The organism is Streptomyces sp. NPDC104367, assembly GCF_055583825.1.
In genome coordinates, this window is record NZ_JBVJND010000032.1 from 70,632 (window position 1) to 88,941 (window position 18,310).

18 protein-coding genes are annotated in these 18,310 nt (G+C 72.3%); 14 read left to right on the plus strand and 4 right to left on the minus strand.

Annotated features, from left to right (window positions below; all coding sequences use genetic code 11):
- The first annotated feature begins 375 nt into the window (after positions 1 to 375).
- Positions 376 to 1,305: a winged helix-turn-helix domain-containing protein gene (locus tag ACZ619_RS35970; protein WP_469608215.1), complete on the plus strand. Its 930-nt coding sequence runs from the start codon at positions 376 to 378 to the stop codon at positions 1,303 to 1,305.
- 20 nt (positions 1,306 to 1,325) lie between these two features.
- Here ACZ619_RS35970 and ACZ619_RS35975 read toward each other — a convergent pair whose 3' ends face one another.
- Positions 1,326 to 1,514, minus strand: a complete 189-nt coding sequence (locus tag ACZ619_RS35975; protein WP_469608217.1) for a hypothetical protein — start codon at positions 1,512 to 1,514, stop codon at positions 1,326 to 1,328.
- A gap of 143 nt (positions 1,515 to 1,657) precedes the next feature.
- Here ACZ619_RS35975 and ACZ619_RS35980 point away from each other — a divergent pair, with 143 nt between their 5' ends.
- The 11 genes from ACZ619_RS35980 (at position 1,658) to ACZ619_RS36030 (ending at position 12,196) form a co-directional block, all read left to right on the plus strand.
- Positions 1,658 to 2,527 carry a FadR/GntR family transcriptional regulator gene (locus tag ACZ619_RS35980; RefSeq protein WP_469608219.1) on the plus strand — a complete coding sequence of 290 codons (870 nt, stop codon included), beginning with the start codon at positions 1,658 to 1,660 and terminating at the stop codon, positions 2,525 to 2,527.
- A 29-nt stretch (positions 2,528 to 2,556) separates the two neighbouring features.
- Complete coding sequence (locus tag ACZ619_RS35985) at positions 2,557 to 3,270, plus strand: HAD family hydrolase (RefSeq protein WP_469608221.1); 714 nt, start codon at positions 2,557 to 2,559, stop codon at positions 3,268 to 3,270.
- A 131-nt stretch (positions 3,271 to 3,401) separates the two neighbouring features.
- Positions 3,402 to 3,785 (plus strand): hypothetical protein, encoded by a 384-nt coding sequence (locus ACZ619_RS35990; protein ID WP_469608224.1) that lies wholly within the window; start codon positions 3,402 to 3,404, stop codon positions 3,783 to 3,785.
- A gap of 260 nt (positions 3,786 to 4,045) precedes the next feature.
- Positions 4,046 to 6,274 (plus strand): phosphotransferase family protein, encoded by a 2,229-nt coding sequence (locus ACZ619_RS35995; protein ID WP_469608226.1) that lies wholly within the window; start codon positions 4,046 to 4,048, stop codon positions 6,272 to 6,274.
- Positions 6,275 to 6,411: 137 nt separating this feature from the next.
- On the plus strand, positions 6,412 to 7,017 hold the full coding sequence (locus tag ACZ619_RS36000; protein WP_469608228.1) for a TetR family transcriptional regulator: 606 nt from the start codon (positions 6,412 to 6,414) through the stop codon (positions 7,015 to 7,017).
- Between the two features lie 51 nt (positions 7,018 to 7,068).
- Positions 7,069 to 9,075: a HelD family protein gene (locus ACZ619_RS36005; RefSeq protein ID WP_469608230.1), complete on the plus strand. Its 2,007-nt coding sequence runs from the start codon at positions 7,069 to 7,071 to the stop codon at positions 9,073 to 9,075.
- A 140-nt stretch (positions 9,076 to 9,215) separates the two neighbouring features.
- Positions 9,216 to 9,698: an HAD domain-containing protein gene (locus tag ACZ619_RS36010; protein WP_469608233.1), complete on the plus strand. Its 483-nt coding sequence runs from the start codon at positions 9,216 to 9,218 to the stop codon at positions 9,696 to 9,698.
- Between the two features lie 20 nt (positions 9,699 to 9,718).
- Complete coding sequence (locus ACZ619_RS36015; protein ID WP_469608235.1) at positions 9,719 to 10,402, plus strand: DUF6817 domain-containing protein; 684 nt, start codon at positions 9,719 to 9,721, stop codon at positions 10,400 to 10,402.
- Positions 10,403 to 10,500: 98 nt separating this feature from the next.
- Positions 10,501 to 10,986, plus strand: a complete 486-nt coding sequence (locus tag ACZ619_RS36020) for a helix-turn-helix domain-containing protein (protein WP_469608237.1) — start codon at positions 10,501 to 10,503, stop codon at positions 10,984 to 10,986.
- A 77-nt stretch (positions 10,987 to 11,063) separates the two neighbouring features.
- Positions 11,064 to 11,720: a hypothetical protein gene (locus ACZ619_RS36025; RefSeq protein ID WP_469608239.1), complete on the plus strand. Its 657-nt coding sequence runs from the start codon at positions 11,064 to 11,066 to the stop codon at positions 11,718 to 11,720.
- Positions 11,721 to 11,860: 140 nt separating this feature from the next.
- Complete coding sequence (locus tag ACZ619_RS36030) at positions 11,861 to 12,196, plus strand: DUF2516 family protein (protein ID WP_469608329.1); 336 nt, start codon at positions 11,861 to 11,863, stop codon at positions 12,194 to 12,196.
- Positions 12,197 to 12,255: 59 nt separating this feature from the next.
- Here ACZ619_RS36030 and ACZ619_RS36035 read toward each other — a convergent pair whose 3' ends face one another.
- The 3 genes from ACZ619_RS36035 to ACZ619_RS36045 form a co-directional block, all read right to left on the minus strand.
- A complete protein-coding gene (locus ACZ619_RS36035) occupies positions 12,256 to 13,584 on the minus strand; it encodes a PP2C family protein-serine/threonine phosphatase (protein WP_469608242.1) in 1,329 nt (442 codons plus the stop codon).
- A 451-nt stretch (positions 13,585 to 14,035) separates the two neighbouring features.
- Positions 14,036 to 15,250, minus strand: coding sequence for a C40 family peptidase (locus tag ACZ619_RS36040; RefSeq protein WP_469608245.1), 1,215 nt, complete (start codon positions 15,248 to 15,250; stop codon positions 14,036 to 14,038).
- 213 nt (positions 15,251 to 15,463) lie between these two features.
- Positions 15,464 to 16,258, minus strand: a complete 795-nt coding sequence (locus ACZ619_RS36045) for a class I SAM-dependent methyltransferase (RefSeq protein ID WP_469608248.1) — start codon at positions 16,256 to 16,258, stop codon at positions 15,464 to 15,466.
- Positions 16,259 to 16,449: 191 nt separating this feature from the next.
- Here ACZ619_RS36045 and mshA point away from each other — a divergent pair, with 191 nt between their 5' ends.
- Together mshA and ACZ619_RS36055 are read left to right on the plus strand one after the other, a co-directional pair.
- Positions 16,450 to 17,787, plus strand: a complete 1,338-nt coding sequence (gene mshA / locus ACZ619_RS36050) for a D-inositol-3-phosphate glycosyltransferase (RefSeq protein ID WP_469608251.1) — start codon at positions 16,450 to 16,452, stop codon at positions 17,785 to 17,787.
- The gene (locus ACZ619_RS36055; RefSeq protein WP_469608254.1) at positions 17,780 to 18,280 is read left to right on the plus strand and encodes a type III secretion system chaperone family protein; all 501 of its coding nucleotides are present in this window, start codon (positions 17,780 to 17,782) and stop codon (positions 18,278 to 18,280) included. Before mshA ends, ACZ619_RS36055 begins: the two co-directional genes overlap by 8 nt.
- The last annotated feature ends 30 nt before the right edge of the window (positions 18,281 to 18,310 follow it).

Sequence of the window (18,310 nt, forward strand, 5' to 3'; positions counted from 1 at the left end):
GACGGCCCCCTTCCTTCCGGCGGCGGTGCCTGAGCCGGCTCGGCCGACGGTGGTGACGGTGCTGACAGTTGCCGATGGTGCTGATCCGTAGCGAGCTGTTCAGTTGTGGCTGTGCGGGTCTGCGTCCGTGTTCAGTTGGCGGTGTTCAGTTGTGGCTGTGCCGCTGTGCGTGCGCTGGTCGTGCGCCTCGACGGCCGCCCTGGTTGTCCGGGCTCCCGGCTCCCCTCCGGAAGGGAACCCGATCGGCCAACCGCCGAGGAAGTTTGACCATGTTGCAAGAGTTGGCGACCAACTCCACTGTACTTATCTCCGCTTGGAAGCGACTCATAACCACCTTCCCGTGAACTGCCGAAAGATGGCGGGAAGTTGTACTGTTTGTCCGTGGACCCCGAACACGCCTCCGTCAATGGGCGGAAGAGGTCACAGCGGCCTCAGGCGTCACATCGCGAGGTGGCCGACGAGCTGCGCACCCGGATCAGGTCCGGGGTGCTGCGGCCGGGCCAGCGCATGCCCACCCAGGCCAAGCTGGCCGACGAGTTCGGCGTCGAGCGGGGTGCCGTACGGCAGGCGCTGCGCATCCTCCAGTCGGAGCACCTGCTCACCAACGTGTCGAAGGGCGCCCCCGCGACGGTGGCCCCTGATCCGGGCCCGGTGCGGTTCGCGGTCGGCCCGGAGGCGCCTCCGCAGCCCACCACGGTGGCGCTCGCGCCCCGGATAGAGGCGGCCTTCGCCTCCCCGCACGTGCGGATCGACGCGCTCTGCCTGACCTCGGTCTCCCTCAACCTGGCGCTCGGCGAGCCGCTGCGGCTCATCCACGCGGGGCGGCTGGAACCGGCCAAGATCGACGTCCGGGTGATGCTGCCGAGCCGGAACATCGACCTCGCGTTCCCGGCCGCGGTGGACACCGGCACCTCCGCCGAGGGCGTGGTGCACAACCGCTGGCTGGCCCAGCGCAACGCCCAGGGCCAGGTGCTGCGCCACAACCTCCAGGCGCTGCGCGCCACGCACGGCATCGACGTCCATGTCACCTTCCGCGCGCTGCCGTTCACGCCACCGGTGAAGCTGTACCTGCTCAACGGGGTGGAGGCGCTGCTCGCGTACTACACGCTCAAGCGGGAGGAGCGTGAGATCGACCACGAGCACCTGGAGATGTACGACGCCGAGGGCACGAGGTCGATGCTCTTCGCGTTCGAGCAGGGCGCGGGGCTGCGGGACACCACGTTCGTGGAACAGTCCACGCTGTGGTTCGACGCCCTGTGGGACACCATCAGTTCGGACCTGCGGCTGACGTCGCGGCCGTCCTGACCCGGTAAGGCGCCGCCAGGCTAGAGGGCGGGACCGGTGAGCAGCACGGCCAGCAGGACGGCGCCGGCGGAACTGACCGCGGGACTCTTGGCCTTGACGCCTACGGTGAGCAGTGTCAGACCGATAATGCCAGTGGCACCGTACTTCCACTGGACGAGCTGTTCGAAGCCGACGACGAACACGGCGGAGAGAAGAGCGAGGGCGGGCATGGTGGTTCCCCCATCGTCGGGAAGCAAAGCTTCCACCAACTCAACCGAGTTGGCAACCAACTTTGATTATGTTGTCCCCAGTTGGTAACTACTTATAACCAATCTTCAAGCAACTCCCACCAGATGGCCCAGAGTTGTAGCGTTTGGTCGTGACTCAGGAGAACGTGGCAGTGAACGCCGGCAGTACACCTAGGGAGATCGCCGACACCCTGCGGGAGCGCATCCGCACGGGCGACCTCAAGGTGGGCGACCGCCTGCCCACCCAGGCCGAGCTGGCCGAGGAGTTCGGCGTCGAGCGGGGTGCCGTACGGCAGGCCCTGCGGGCGCTCCAGGACGACGGTCTGCTCAGCAGCGTCAGCCGGGGCAGCCCGCCGCGCATCGCCGAGGCGCCCGCGCCGTCCCACGAGGAGCCGCAGCCGACGATGGTCGGCCTCGGCCCCCGCCTCGCCGAGGCCTTCACCTCCCCGCACGTGCGCATCGACGCCGCCTGCCTGACCGCCCAGAGCCTGATCCCGGCACTCGGCGAACCCCTGCGGATGATCCACGAGGGCCGGATCCGCCCGGAGCGCATCGACGTCCGGATCCTCCTTCCGAGCCGCGACATCAACCTCGCCTTCCCGGTCCCGGTCGAGGGCGACGGCGACACGGTGCACCGCCGCTGGCTGGACATGCGCAACGCTCAGGGGCAGGTCCTGCGCTACAACCTCCAGTCACTGCGGGGCACCCACGACATCGAGGTGCATGTCACCTTCCGGGCCCTCCCGTTCACCCCGCCCGTCAAGCTCTACCTGCTCAACGGCACGGAGGCACTGTTCGCGTACTACATGGTCATGCGCAGGGAGGAGCAGACGGACACCGGGCCGCTCGACATGTACGACGCGGTGGGTTCCGAGTCCCTGCTCTTCTCCTTCGAGAAGCGGGCCGGGCAGCGGGACGCCGCGTTCGTGGAGCAATCGCAGAAGTGGTTCGACGCCCTCTGGGAAACCATCACGACGGACCTGACACTCTCCTAGTGACTTCTGATGCGACGCAGACTGAACCGGTGGCGGCCAAGAGCGAGAACACGACCGAAGAGCTCACGGAACTGATCGGAAGTGCCCGGGTGGTGCTCTGGGACTTCGACGGGCCGATCTGTCGTCTGTTCGCGGGCCACTCCGCCGAGGGGGTGGCCCACGAGCTGGTGGAGTGGCTGGAGAGCCGCGGACTGCGCGGCCTGGTCACGGACACCGAGCGCGAGTCCCTCGACCCGCACCTCGTGCTGCGCGCCGTGGACCGCCGGCACCCCGGCAGCGACCTGGTCGCGGAGCTGGAGGAACGTCTCACCAAGGAGGAGCTGCGGGCCACGTCGACAGCGATGCCGACGGCGTACGCGGACGTCCTCATCCAGACCTGGCGGGCCCGCGGCGCGCGCATGGCGGTGACGACCAACAACTCCCCGCGGGTGGTCCGCGCCTACCTCGACGACCGCGACCTCACCCCCTGCTTCGCCCCCCACATCTACGGCCGCACCCAGGACCTGCACCGCCTCAAGCCCGACCCGCACTGCCTCAACCGCGCCCTCAGCGCGATGGGCGCCGCCCCCGCCGCGGCCCTGATGATCGGCGACTCCCCCACGGACCTCGAGGCGGCCGACCGGGCCGGTGTGCCCTTCCTGGGCTACGCGCGTAACGGAAGGAAAGCCGAGCTTTTGACCGAAGCCGGGGCGGGCTGTGTCGTCGGCTCTCTGAAGCCGTTGCTGGAGCTGCTGCGGACCTAGGCGGCGAGTGCCGCACCGGCCGTCGCCGCCTGCGGGCCCAGGCGGTCAGGGACATCAGCAGACTCGCGGCCCAGAAGACCAGTTGACCGAGGTTGTCGATCTGCACACCGATCCCGAGCATGTGGACAGTCATGGACGATCCGCGACTGCCGCGGCGCCTGCGCGCCATCACCCGGGCCCACACCGGTTCCCTGCGCACGACGCTGGACCAGCTCCGCACCGAGAAACTGGTGCCGGAGATCGATCTGACCATTCGCCACACCGAACTCACGCCGACCTTCAAGCTCTATGTCATCAACCACAAGGAGGTACTGCACGGCTTCTACGAGCCGATCCCGCGGACGGTGATCCTCGAGGACGGCACTGAAGTGGAAGCCGTGGATGTGCTCGGCCTCGGCGCGACTCTCACCCACCACGTCCGGGACGGGGATCCGGACTCCGCGGGCTCGGTCTTCGTCGACAACGCGACCCGGTGGTTCGACTCGGTGTGGAGGCTGCTCGCCTTGCAGCCGTAGCGTTCCGGTGATCCGGAGGGGTCTCCGCTGCGCTAGAGTCCCGATCCATCTGAGCAACCGCTCGGTCGCGTGCGTATGAGTGGACGGCCGAAAGGGCCTGCCTCGGACGACCGCGCCGACGGGCGACCGTACAACTGGGCGACCCTTCACCCGCCAGGGTCACTCCGGCGTCCCTCGACTCGTGTCGTGCCTCACCTGGCCATACCGTTTCCCTGCCCGATCCACGCGACAACGCGCGTACCACCCCCCCGGAGCGACCAGTGGGTGCACCGTCTGTCCCCCCTGTTGCCACCGGGAGTGACACTGGCAGGCCTCTGCTCGATGACGAGTACGAGGCGTTTCTCGGTCACGCGGCGGAACGGGGGCTGGCGAGCAGCGGCTTCCACAACCAGAACTACGTTCTCCCCCTGACGGAGCCGATGGCCCGGCTGCTGGGTCGGGAGACGGGCACCGCCGTGACCGTTCGGGTGCGCAGGACCGATGTCCTCTCCGTGGTGATCCGGACCTGGGACAACGAGGCCCGGATCCTGCGGGCCATCAGGGGCGCGCTGCCCCATGTCCCCGAGTGCCTCCTCGAGGGGAATCGCTTCACCATCCACAGCTTCGTGGAAGGCGTCCCGCTTTCCAGCGTCTGCCCGAACGGCAAACCGGTCGACGCCGTCCTGGTGAAGGAACTGGCGGGCCTGTTCGCCCAGATGACCCAGGTGCGCGGTACGGCACTGCCGCCGTTGCCGCCGCAGTGGCCCCGGAACCACTCGGACAGCCAGGGTTTCCTGCGGACACTGGCACGCCTGGCGGACGTCCAGATCCGCCAGGCCAACGGGGCGGCCTTCGGCTGGCTCTTCGCCGCCCTGGGCATCCCCGAGGACGCCCTGCTGCGCTTCGCCGACCGTGTTCCCGCGCTGACCCGGCGTCCGTACGGTCTTCTCCACGCCGATCTGCATCGCGACAACCTGATCACCTCGCCGGCCGGCGGACCGCCACTCATGTGCGTGGACTGGGAGCTGGCCACCTTCGGCGACCCGGTGCACGACCTCGCGACCCATCTGGTCCGGATGCAGTATCCGTCCTTCCAGTGGGACGAGGTCGTCGAGGCCTGGGTGGACGCCATGCGGGCGGTGCGGCCCAACGCGGCCCACGGGGTGCACAAGGACCTGCGCCACTACGTGAGCTTCGAGCGGGCCCAGTCCATCTACCCGGACGTGATGCGGGCCGCGAAGTCCCTGGAGGAGTCCTTCGACGAGAAGGATCTGCGGCAGGCGACGGCGGCCGTCCGCCGTGCGCTGGAAGCGGGCGCCGAGCCGCTGCGGTTGCGCACGCTGCCGGGCGAGCGGGAGATCGAGCAGGTCCTGTTCCGCTGGGCCGCCTCGGCGCCGGCCGGTGCGGCCGGCCGGCGCGGCCGCACCGCGGAGGTGATCGACTGGCGACAGGACCGGCGGGTCCCCACGCACCCCGACTTCCCTCACTCCGCCGTGCGCGCCGCGCTCTTCCTGGAGGGCACCGCACCGGCTCGCCAGGTGTTCAAGGGCACCGCGCACCTGAACTCGGTGATTCGGGTGCCGGGCACCGGCCTGCCCGTGGTCGTCCGCCGCAAGGTGCCGCACGTCCGGCGCCTCGAGCGAAGCTATCTCAGCGAGCACGCGGTGCTGCGCGCGATCGAACGCTCCCGCGCCGCTGTGGCCGCGCCCCGCGTCCTGGCGCTGGGGGAGAGCCACCACTCCCACTATCTCTTCGCCCACTCCCGCGAGCGCTTCGCCATCCACACCTACGAGGGCCCGGCCGACACCGACCGTGTCCCCGACCATCCCGTCAACGGCCTCCGCCCGCACGAGGCGGATGCCCTGGTCGACCAGCTCACCCAGCTGACCCGCGTCGACTACTCCGAACTCGACCCGGCCGCCGACGAGCACGGCTTCTCGTTCTACACCTGGCTCAGTGACCAACTCGTCGCCCTGGTCGGCAAGCTCCCCATGGAGTCGCGGCAACTGGCCCGCTTCCTGGGCCTCCCCGACGCCGGCCGTCTCCGTGAGATCCTCGCGCGGCACCGCGTCAGCCACCGGGCCCCGGCCCTGCTGCACGGCGACCTCAACCCCTGGAACCTGGTCCGCCGCGACGACGGTCTCGCGCTGACCATCATCGACTGGGAGATGGCGCTGGTCGGCGATCCGCTGCACGACCTGGTGCGGCACATGCATCTGACGCCGACCCGGCCGGAGATCCGCGACCGGATGTTCAGGCGCTGGGAGCGGGGGCTGAACGACCGTTTCACCCGCGACTGGCAGCGCGACTGGCGGGTCTACCGGTGGATCGAGATCGTCCGCTCCGCCTACGTGGACCTGGACCGGCTGATCGCCGGAGCCGACCTGGACGCGCCCAACGTCCGCCGTGCCGTGGACTCGTACGCCATGACGCTGGCGGCGGCCAAAGCCGCCCTGGGCCTGCCCGCCCGCGCCGCCGCGAAGCCCTATCTCGCGCGCGCCCTGGCCTAGGGCCGGGGACAGGGACAAGGGCGGTGGCGGTCCGCGCCCGGCGTCGAGCTGCACGTGTCGTTCCAGGAAGGCGTGGCGAGGCGTCCGCGCCGGCGGCGGGCGTCCTCGGCCCGGCCGCCCCTGCGTAGGCTCGACCCATGGGTGAGACGGGCCTGCGTGAGCGCAAGAAGCGGCGGATGTACGAGGACGTGTCGGACATCGCCGTGCGGCTGTTCCTGGCGAAGGGGTTCGACGCGGTGTCGGTCGCCGAGGTGGCCGCCGCGGCCGGCATCTCCAAGCCGACGCTGTTCCGGTACTTCCCCGCCAAGGAGGACCTGGTCCTGCACCGGATCGCCGACCACGAGACGGAGGCCGCGCGGCTGGTCGCCGGCGCCGACTCGCCGGTCGGCGTGCTGCGCGCGCACTTCCTCGCCGGACTCGAACGCAACGACCCGGTCACCGGCCTCAACGACCACCCCCAGGTGCTCGCCTTCCACACCCTCCTCAACAGCACCGCCACCCTCGTCGCCCGCCAGCACGCCTACCAGGAGCGGTCGGAGGCCGCGCTCGCCGAGGCCCTCGGCGGCACCCCGGACGCCCGGCTGGCCGCCGGCCAGATCATCGCCGTACAGCGGATCCTCGCGCGGGAGAACTGGCGGCGGATCGCGGCGGGGGAGCGGGTCGAGGAGGTGCGGGCGGACGCGGTGCGGGCGGCGGAGCGGGCGTTCGGGCGCCTGGAGCGGGCGTTGGCGGACAACGACTGAACCACGGTAAAAAATGTAACCGGGTCACTGTTTCTCGTCTACGCTGTCCCCATGCAGCGGGAACTCGACCTCGAACGCGCCTACCACGACACCTGCCGGGCCGCCCTCGCCCGGATGGTCGAGGACGCCGTCGAGCACGTCGTCACCGGTGAGGACGTCTCCGCCTCCGGCGCCGACGCCGAAGTGCTCGGCCACCGGCTGCGCAGCCGCGCCAAGGAGATGCGCGAGCTGCCCGAGGGCCCGCTGTTCTTCGGCAAGCTGGAGTTCGGGGCGCGGGGAGAGCACGCCGGGCAGAGCTACCGCATCGGGCGGCTGCGGATCAGCGAGGAGCCGACCGCCCCGCCCCTCGTCGTCGACTGGCGCGCCCCCGTCTCCCGCGCCTTCTACCAGGCCGGCCCCGACGACCCCCAGGGCGTCGCGGTCCGCCGCCGGTTCGGCTGGGCCCCCGGCAGCCGCGGGGACTCCGCCGACCTCACCGGGATGGAGGACGAGCGCCTAGGCCGGGGCGAGTCCGGCACCGGGACCCTGCTCACCCGCGAGATCGAACGCCCCCGCGTCGGCCCCATGCGCGACATCGCCGCCACCATCCAGCCCGACCAGGACGACCTGGTGCGCGCGGCCCTCGCCGACTCCGTCTGCGTCCAGGGCGCCCCCGGCACCGGCAAGACCGCCGTCGGCCTGCACCGCGCCGCCTACCTCCTCTACACCCACCCCCGGCGCATCCGCCGCTCCGGCCTCCTCGTCCTCGGCCCCAACCGCACCTTCCTCTCCTACATCTCCGAGGTCCTGCCCGCCCTGGGCGAGACCGGCGTACGGCAGGCGACCCTCCCGGAGGAGATCGGCCGGCACCCGGCCACCGGCACCGACCCCGACCGCACCGCCGCGCTCAAGCACGACCTCCGGATGGCCGAAGTCCTGCGCCGCGCCCTCTACTCCCACGTCACCACCGACGCCGTCGCCCCCCTCTCGCTCTCCGACGGCACCTACACCTGGCGGGTGCCGGCCGGCCCGCTGGCGGCGATCGTCGCGGCGGTTCGGGAGGAGGAACCGCCGTACGCCGTCGGACGCGAGCGGGTGCGGGGGCGGGCGATGCGGGCCGTACAGATGCAGGCGGAACGGCGGGCGGGGCCGCAGCCGGGCGCCTGGACCCGGCGCCTGGAACGGTCGCGGGCGATGAGCGCCTACCTCGACACCGTGTGGCCCAAGGTCCGCCCGGAGGAGGTGCTGGCCGGACTCCTCACGGACGCGCAGACGCTGGCACGGGCGGCCGACGGCCTGCTCACCCCCGCCGAACAGCGGGAGCTGCGCTGGACCCGGCCGCCGCGGTCCCACAGGTCCGCCCGCTGGTCACCCGCCGACCTCGTGCTCCTCGACGAACTCGCCGGGCTCGTCGAACACCCCGAGGGCTACGGCCATGTCGTCGTCGACGAGGCCCAGGACCTGTCGCCCATGGAGTGCCGCGCGATCGCCCGCCGCGCCGTCTTCGGTTCGCTGACCGTCCTCGGCGACCTGGCCCAGGCCACCACGCCCTGGTCGGCGCGGAGCTGGGACACCGTGCTGCGCCACCTCGGCAAGCCGGACGCCGTCGTCGTCCCGCTCACCACCGGCTTCCGCGTCCCGGCGGCGGTCGTCGACCTCACGAACCGCCTGCTGGGGCGCCTGGGCACGGACGTGCCTGCGGCGAAGTCCTACCGCACGGACGGCGAGCTGACCGTCCGGCCCGCGCGGGACGTCCACGCCGTGACCGTCACCGCGGTGCGCGAGGCCCTGGCCAGGGAGGGCTCGGTGGGGGTGGTGGCCGCCGACGCGCAGGTGAGCGGGGTGCGTGCCGCCCTCACCGCCGCCGGTCTCGCCCCGGCCGGCCCGGACGAACTCGGCGCGAGGGTCGCGGTCGTCCCGGCGAGCATGGTCAAGGGACTGGAGTACGACCACGTGATCGCCGTCGAACCGGCGGCGGTGGCGGAGGCGGAGGAACGCGGCCTGCACCGCCTGTACGTGGTCCTGACCAGAGCGGTCTCCCGCCTGGACGTGGTCCACGCAAGACCCCTGCCCTTCTGAGGAACGGAGGTACCAGCACCCCCCGAAGGGGAGCGGGGCTGCGCCGATGTGCGGCTCCGCCACGCGGACGCGAGCCCCCCACCCACCGGCAGCCGCGCCACCGTCGCCCCCCGCCCCGTCCCCCTGTGATCCTGTCCCCGATGCTCCTCTTCCTAGACATCGACGGCCCCCTCATCCCCTTCGGCGCCCCGGCCGACCGCCCGTACCCGGTCTACGGCCCCCACCCCGCCCCACCGAACCCCAACCCCCTCCTCACCCGCATCGACCCCGCCCTGGGCCCCCGCCTCACCGCCCTGCGCTGCGACCTCGTCTGGGCCACCACCTGGATGGACGACGCGAACGCCTGCGTGGCCCCCTGGCTGGGCCTGCCCCCGCTGCCCGTCGTGGAGTGGCCGGACGAGGACGCCCCGCCCGCGCTGCTGCACTGGAAGACACGGCCGCTGGTGGAGTGGGCGGACGGACGGCCGTTCATCTGGATCGACGACGAGATCACCGAGGCCGATCGCGCCTGGGTCGCCACCCACCATCACCGGCCCGCCCTGCTGCACCGCGTCGACCACGAGTTCGGCCTGACCGACGCGGACTTCACCACGCTCCAGCACTGGCTGACAGCCCACCGCTGACCCCCGAAAGGATCCCGCCCGTGCCCGACACACCGACTCCCTCCGCCTCCGATGTCTCCGGCACCTCCTCGGCCTCCTCGCCCTCCTCGCCCTCCTCCGACTCGCCCTCCTCCGACTCCGCCTCCTCCGCCTCCGATGCCCCCTCCGCCTCCCTCGCCTCCCTCGCCTCCCGCACCGCCCGAGCCGTCGCCCTCCTGCGCGAGCTGGGTGCCGAGGAGACGGCCCACCCCGGCGGCACCCTCCTCGCCCACCTCCTCCGGGTCCAGGAACAGCTCGCCGCGTGGGACGCCCGCCCCGCCCTGCAACTCGCCGGCCTCTGCCACGCCTTCTACGGCACCGACGGCTTCCCCGCCGCCCTGCTGCCCCCGGACCGCCGCGCCGAACTCGCGGCGGTCGTCGGCGCCGAGGCCGAAGCCGTCGTGTACCTGTACGGCGCCTGCGACCGGAAGGCCACCTACCCGGTGCTCGCGGCGGCCGACGGTGCCGTCCGGGACCGGTTCACCGGACAGGCCCATGTGCCGGACCCCCTGCTGCGCCGGGACCTCGCCGAGCTGACGGCCGCCAACGAACTCGACCTCGCCCGCATCGACCCGTCCTTCCGGGCCCGTTGGGGCTCCGCGCTCCTCACCCTGTTCACCCGTTTCCGTCCGTTGTTGAGCCGACCGGCGTGGTCGTCCTGCCGGGCCGTGCTCGGGGAGGCATGATCGCGGACGTGGCTCCGCTCGGCCGGCCGGGTAGGGTGCGGCACACTTTTGCAAGCAGGTGCTTGCAATTGTTAGCAGGGGTGGGGCAAGGTGGAGGCATGGCATCGCTCAACGTCGGCAATCTCGGTGAGTACCTGCGCGAACAGCGGCGCAACGCGCAACTGTCGCTCAGGCAGCTCGCCGACGCCGCCGGGGTGTCCAATCCGTACCTGAGCCAGATCGAGCGCGGGCTGCGCAAGCCGAGCGCGGAGGTGCTCCAGCAGGTCGCCAAGGCCCTGCGGATCTCCGCCGAGACGCTGTACGTCCGCGCCGGCATCCTCGACGCCGAGCGGGATCTGAACGAGGTGGAGACCCGCGGGGTCATCCTCGCCGACCCCACCCTCGACGAGCGGCAGAAGCAGGTGCTGCTGCAGATCTACGAGTCGTTCCGCAAAGAGAACGGCTTCGGGCCCGGCGAGGAGAAGAGCGTGAGCGGCACGGACGGCGCGGACAGTGCCGTCGGCGCCGGCAAGGACGCCGGCGACGACGTCGGCGGTGCGAGTGACGCAGACAGCGAGACCGGTCCACGGCGGACGGCCGGATGAGCCGGCCAAGCGCGCCGGCCGCCGCGCCGCGGACCACCAGACCCTCAGCCGAACGTGCATCCGGGAGGACCCTCACCATGGCCATCACCGACGACCTGCGCAAGACCTTCAGCGACCCGACTCCGCTCTACTTCGCCGCCGGCACCGCCGACCTGGCCCTCCAGCAGGCCAGGAAGGTCCCCGGCCTGGTCGAGCAGCTGCGCTCCGAGGCCCCCGGCCGGATCGACGCGGTCCGCAGGACCGACCCGAAGGCCGTGCAGGAGAAGGCCGCCGCCCGTGCCAAGGAGGCCGGTGTCAAGGCCAAGGAGGCGCAGAACAACCTCCACTCCAAGGTCAACGGCTTCATCGTCTCCCTGGACGGCGACCTGAAGAAGCTCGGCGAGTCCGCCCAGGACCTCGCCCTGCGCGGGGTCGGCGTCGCCGCCGAGTACGCCGTCAAGGCCCGCGAGACCTACGAGAAGGTCGCCGAGCACGGCGAGCAGGCCGTGAAGACCTGGCGCGGCGACGCCGCGGACGAGATCGAGGAACTGGCCATCGCCGTCGAGGGCAAGCCCGAGCCGGTCGAGGTCAAGGCGGAGCCGAAGGCCGAGGCGAAGACCGACGCGAAGGCTGCCGCGCCGAAGCCCGCCGCCGAGGCCAGGCCCGCCGCCCCGAAGAAGCCCGCCCCGGCGAAGCGCGCCCCGGCCCCCCGCAAGGCCGCGACCGCCAAGAAGACCACCCCGCCGGCCAAGTGACCAGGTGACCGGCAGGACGTCAGCGGCCGAGGGCCGGGCACTCCTGGAGTGCCCGGCCCGTTGTCGGTGTAGCGGGAACGCCCCAGCGGGTACGGTGAACGCGTAGGAACAAGCCGAATCGGGTGGTGGACGTTGTGCTGATGCAGGGCTTCTCGAACTTCCTGGGGCTGCTCTACCTCGCCATGCTGGTCCTGGCCGTGGTGGCCCTGGTCATGGCCGCGCTCTTCCGCGACGACGCGTACCGGGCCGCCAGCAAGCAGAACAAGGGCTTCTGGCTGATCATCCTCGGCGTCACCGTCGCGGTGAACCTCCTGGTCCCGATGCTCTTCCTCCAGCTCGCGGGCCTGGTCGCCACGATCGTCTTCTTCGTCGACGTCCGCCCCGCCCTCCGCCAGGTCTCCGGAGGCGGCTTCGGCCGCCGCGGCCGCGGAAGCAGCAGCGACGGCCCGTACGGCCCGTACAACGGCGGCCGCTGACCTCCCGGGCCGCCCCCGCAGCCGGCCGGCGACAGCCCCCCCTGGGGGCGGGCGGCCGGTCAGACCCCCCGGTCCAGCAGCACGACCGCCACGTCGTCCGTCAGTTCGCCCCCGTTGAGCCGGCGCACCTCGTTCACCGCCGCCCGCAGCAGCGCCTCCCCGGTCAGTCCGGCGGCCAGCTGACGGCGGACCATCTCGACCATCCCGTCCTGCCCGAGCCGCTCGCCGCCCACCCCCACCCGGCCCTCGATCAGCCCGTCGGTGTAGAGCATCAGGCTCCACTCGGCACCCAGCTCGACCTGCGTCCGGGGCCAGCGGGCCCCCTTCAGCAGCCCCAGCGCGGGTCCGTTGAGGTCGTACGGCAGCAGCTCCGCCGGCCGCCCGGGGCGGGCGACCAGCGGAGCCGGATGCCCGGCCAGGCACATCCCGGCCCGGCGTCCGTCCGGCGCTATGTCGACCGTGCAGAGCGTCGCGAAGATCTCCTCGTCGGAGCGCTCGTGCTCCAGCACCTCCTGGAGCGTGCCGAGCAGCTCGTCGCCGCACAGCCCCGCCAGGGTCAGCGCCCGCCAGGCGATCCGCAGCTCCACGCCGAGCGCGGCCTCGTCCGGCCCGTGCCCGCAGACGTCACCGATCATCGCGTGCACGGTCCCGTCGGGCGTGCGCACGGTGTCGTAGAAGTCGCCGCCGAGCAGCGCGCGGGAGCGGCCGGGGCGGTAGCGGGCGGCGAACCGCAGCGAGGAGCCGTCCAGGAGGGGCGTGGGCAGCAGGCCACGCTCCAGGCGGCGGTTCTCCTGGGCGCGCATCCGCCCCTCCGCGAGCTTGCGCTCGGTGGCGAGGGAGCGCTTGCGCTCGACGGCGTACCGGATGGCGCGGCTCAGCAGCCGTCCGTCCAGTTCGTCGCGGAAGAGGTAGTCCTGCGCGCCGACGCGCACGGCCTCGGTGCCGCGCTCGGCGTCACCGGAGGCGGTGAGCGCGAGCACGGCGTGCCGGGGCGCGATCCTGAGCACGTGCTTGAGCACGGCGAGCTCGTCGGCGTCGGAGCCGTCGTCCTCGGCGGCGCTCGCGCAGCCCGGGGCCGACAGCGCCAGGTCCAGCAGGATGCAGTGGACGTCGTCGGTCAGCAGCCGCTCGGCCTCGGTGAGGTTGCGGGCGGTACGGATGCGGATCGAGGTGCCGGACGCGTCCCGCAGCTCGGGCAGGATCGGCGAACCGGCCGGATCGTCCTCGATCAGCAGCAGGGTGAGAGTGGTGCCGCCGTTCTGGGCGGTGACATCCGTGCGGTTGGCCTCTTCCTTGAGGTGGCCGCCGCCCTGTGCGGGCGCGGCGGCCTGCGCCTGACCACTCTCCACGGCCGGCATCGTTCGCTGCCGCGGTACGGGTACGGGCATCGTGTCGGGTTCCTTCCCTCCCCCCGAGGGCATGGTGGGGCGAGGGACCTCGACCCACCCGACGGGGACCATAGCGGTAGTGCCCACCGCAACGGAATGGTGTGAGCCGCGTCGCTCTGTCTCAGGCCACTGTCATATGCCAAGTGCCGCACCGCAGTTGGGGCGCAGGGCCGCCCCGCGGGAATGACGAAGGTCACGTGCCGCCGGGGTTTGGGCGGATGTTGGGGTGCGCCCGGTCACATGACACAGCTCACGAAAGGTACATCACACCCAAAAGTCGCCGCGGTGGACGTGCTCGGGGAGTCGCCGCGGTGGGCGTGCTCGGGGAGTCGCCGCGGTGGGCGTGCTCGGGGAGTCGCCGCGGTGCGGGTGCTCGGGGAGTCGCCGTGGTGCGGGTGCTCGGGGAGTCGCCGTGGTGCGGGTGCTCAGGGAGTCGCCGTGGTGCGGGTGCTCAGGCGTCCGGCCGCACCACGCCCAGGATCGGCATCGACCCCGCGCCGCCGATCGACACCGTCCGCCCCGGGCGCGGGGCTTGGATGATCGCGCCGTCCCCGATGTACAGCGCGACATGGCTGGCGTCGTCGAAGTAGATGATCAGGTCACCGGGGCGCATGTCCTTGACGTCGACGTGCCTGAGCTGCTTCCACTGCTCCTCGGAGGTGCGCGGGATCGGCTTCCCGGCGCTCGCCCAGGCCTGTGAGGTCAGCCCGGAGCAGTCGTAGGAGTCCGGGCCCTCCGCGCCCCACACGTACGGTTTGCCGATCTGGGCGGTGGCGAAGGCGATCGCCTTCTTGCCCGCGGCGGACGCCTTGCCGTGGATCTCATCGAGTATCCCGGTGTCCAGCCAGGCCGTCTGCGCCTGGTAGGCGGCCTGGCGCTCCAGCTCGGCGAGGCGCTCCTTCTGCTTCTTCTCCAGCCGCGACTGGAGCGTCTCGGCGGCGGCGATCCGCTGCTTGATCTTCTTCTTCGCGGCCGCCTTCGCCTTGCGGCCCGCCTCCAGCTTGTCCCACTGGTCGGCCGCGTCCGCCGCGTACTGCTTCAAGTCGTCCTGGGTCTGGGTCAGTTCCCTGATCATCGCCTTGCCGGCCCGCTCGCCCTGGAGCACCCGCCCGGCCCCGTCCAGGAACTCCGAGGGGTTGTCGCTCAGCAGCAGCTGGGCGGTGTCCGGCAGTCCGCCGGTGCGGTACTGGGCGGCGGCCGCGCGGCCCGCCTGCGCCTTCAGCCGGTCCAGCCGCCGCTGGCCCTTCACGATCTTCTTCGCCAGCTCGACGATCTCCGCGGACTGCTTCTGGGCCGCCTCCTCGGCGGCGTTGTACGCGTCGGTGGCGACGGCCGCGTCGTGGTACAGCTCGTCCAGCTTCTCCTGGACGGCCTCAAGGTCCTTGTCGGGCGCGAGAGTCACGGAGGGGGAGGGATCGGCTGAGGCGCCGGAGGAGCCCGAGGAGCCCGAGGAGCCCGAGGAGCCCGAGGAGCCCGAGGAGCCGGCGGAGCCCGAGGAGCCGGCGGAGCCGGCGGAGGCCGAGGTGCTCGGTGCGGGGCTGGGGCTCGGTGCCGCGAACGCCGTGCCGGACACCGCCAGCGCGGTCACCGCGCAGACCACGGTCACGGCCGTCGCCAGGATCCGGCGCCCGCCCGGACGGACGACGGTGCGCTTGTCCGGTCCCATGGGCGGCCCCCCAAAGCTGATTAACCGTCAGTAACTTACGGACGTGGAGGATCGTGCCATGTCACGCCGCAAAGCGACAGAGGTAACAGCGGGTGGGTTCCTCCCCGGTTTCCCCCCGAGCATGACGATCTCGCCGCCATGTGTGACGAACGACTCACCGGGGCCGTTCCCGGCCCTGCGGCCTCCGCCTCCCCTTCCCCGGTCCGCGCCGCGTCAGGCGGCGGGGGCCAACGCCCCCCAGGCCACCGTCACTTCCCCCTGGCGCCAGCGGGCCGCCGAGTCCGTCACCGGCCAGTCGGCCGTCAGCTCCCGCACCGCACGGATCCAGCGCTGCCGGGCGCCGTACGACGCGTAGGGCGCGGCGGCCGCCCAGGCGCGGTCGAAGTCCCGCAGGAACGCGTGCACCGGTTCGCCGGGCACGTTGCGGTGGATGAGCGCCTTCGGCAGCCGCTCGGCGAGGTCCGACGGCCGCTCCAGGGAGCCGAGCCGGGCCGCGAACGTCACCGTCCGCGGCCCCTCGGGCCCGAGCGCCACCCACACGTGCCGGCGCCCGATCTCGTCACAGGTCCCCTCGACCAGCAGCCCGCCCGGCGCGAGCCGCGCGCACAGCCGCGCCCAGACGGCGGCGACCTCGCTCTCGTCGTACTGGCGCAGCACGTTGGCCGCGCGGACGAGCAACGGCCGCGCGGGCACCGGGATCTCGAACCCGCCGTGCCGGAAGGTGAGCCCCTCGCGCTCGTACGGCTTCGCCGCGGCGACCCGGGCGGGCTCGATCTCGACCCCGACGACACGCGCGCGTGGCGCGACGGTCCGGAGCCGCCCGAGCAGTTCGACGGCGGTCCAGGGCGCGGCGCCGTACCCGAGGTCGACGGCGACCGGGTCGGCCGCGCGGCGCAGCTCGGCGCCGTGCGTCGCCGCGATCCAGCGGTCCATGCGGCGCAGCCGGTTGGGGTTGGTGGTCCCGCGCGTCACCGTTCCCACGGGGCGGGAGGCGGCGCGGGCTGTCATGGGTACGAGGGTAAGCGGGGATGCCGCCCCGGGGGCGTACGCATCCCGTCATCGAACGGTTGAGCGATGATCGGTAATGGGTGGGTAAAATCAGCCGCCCCCGGAATGGGAATGAACCCCTCCGCGTTGCATCCCCTTGGAGGGCCCCCGGCGCCTCCCGACGGCATGCCCGCGACAAGGAGGACCGCCACGTGAGCCAGTACGCCAGCAGGCTCGGGCGCCGCTCACCGTCGGCCGCCACCCGGCTCCTGCGGTCCCGCCGCCCGCGCCGCGTCGCGATGCTCTCCGTGCACACCTCACCGCTCCACCAGCCCGGCACCGGCGACGCCGGCGGCATGAACGTCTACATCGTCGAGCTCGCGCAGCGCCTCGCCGCGATCAACATCGAGGTCGAGATCTTCACCCGGGCGACCTCCGGCGGCCTCCCCCCGACCGTCGAGCTCGCCCCCGGAGTCCTCGTCCGGCACGTCGACGCGGGACCGTACGAGGGACTCGCCAAGGAGGACCTCCCGGCCCAGCTGTGCGCCTTCACGCACGGTGTGATGCAGGCCTGGGCCGGCCACCGCCCCGGCCACTACGACCTCGTCCACTCGCACTACTGGCTCTCCGGCCACGTCGGCTGGCTCGCCGCCCAGCGCTGGGGCGTCCCGCTGGTGCACGCCATGCACACCATGGCCAAGGTCAAGAACGCCAACCTGGCCGACGGCGACACCCCCGAGCCCGCCGCCCGCGTGATCGGCGAGACCCAGATCGTCGACGCCGCCGACCGCCTCATCGCCAACACCGCCGAGGAACGCGACGAACTCGTACGGCACTACGCCGCCGACCCCGCCAAGGTCGCCGTCGTCCACCCCGGTGTGAACCTCGACCGCTTCCGCCCCGCCGACGGCCGCGCGGCCGCCCGCGCCCGCCTCGGCCTCCCGCCGGACGCCCTCGTCCCGCTCTTCGCCGGCCGCATACAGCCGCTCAAGGCCCCCGACATCCTGCTCAGGGCCGTGGCCGTGCTCCTCGACGAGCGCCCCGAACTCCGCTCCCGGATCGTCGTGCCCGTCGTCGGCGGCCCCAGCGGCAGCGGCCTCGCCAAGCCCGAGGGCCTCCAGAAGCTGGCCGCGCGGCTGGGCGTCGCGGACGTCGTACGGTTCCGTCCCCCCGTCGGCCAGGAGCAGCTCGCGGACTGGTTCCGGGCGGCCTCCGTCCTCGTCATGCCCTCCTACAGCGAGTCCTTCGGCCTGGTGGCGATAGAGGCCCAGGCGGCCGGTACGCCGGTGCTCGCGGCCTCCGTCGGCGGCCTCCCGGTGGCCGTCCGGGACGGTGAGACGGGCTTCCTGGTACGCGGCCACGATCCCGCCGACTACGCGCGCGTGCTGCGCCGTTTCGCCGACGACGCGACTCTGGCGAACCGTTTCGGCAGCGCCGCCGCCCGGCACGCCCGGTCCTTCGGCTGGGACACCTCGGCGGCGGCGACGGCCGAGGTCTACACGGCCGCGACCCAGTCGCACCGCCGTCGCGTACGCTCGGCCCATGGGTGATGTGGACAGCGCCGCGCAGGTCGTCGAGGGTGTCCTGAAGGACGCCGAACTGGAGTGGGAGAGCCCCGGGCCCGGCAACTTCGTCGTGCAGCTCCCCGGCACCCGCAAGCTGAGGACCACCGTCTCCCTGCTGGTCGGCCGCCACTCCCTCTCCCTCAACGCCTTCGTCGTCCGCCACCCCGACGAGAACGAACCCGCCGTCCACCGTTGGCTCCTGGAACGCAACCTCAAGCTGTACGGCGTGAGTTACGCGGTCGACCGGCTGGGCGACGTCTACGTCACCGCCCGGCTCCCGCTCGTCTCGGTCACCGCCGACGAGATCGACCGCCTCCTCGGCCAGGTACTGGAGGCGGCGGACGGCGCCTTCAACACCCTCCTGGAGCTGGGCTTCGCCTCCGCGATCCGCAAGGAGCACGCGTGGCGGGTGGCCCGGGGCGAGTCGACGCGGAACCTGGACGCCTTCACCCACCTGATCGAACGCCCGACCGCCTGACCAGGGGTGGACCTGCTGTGGGCCGCCTGG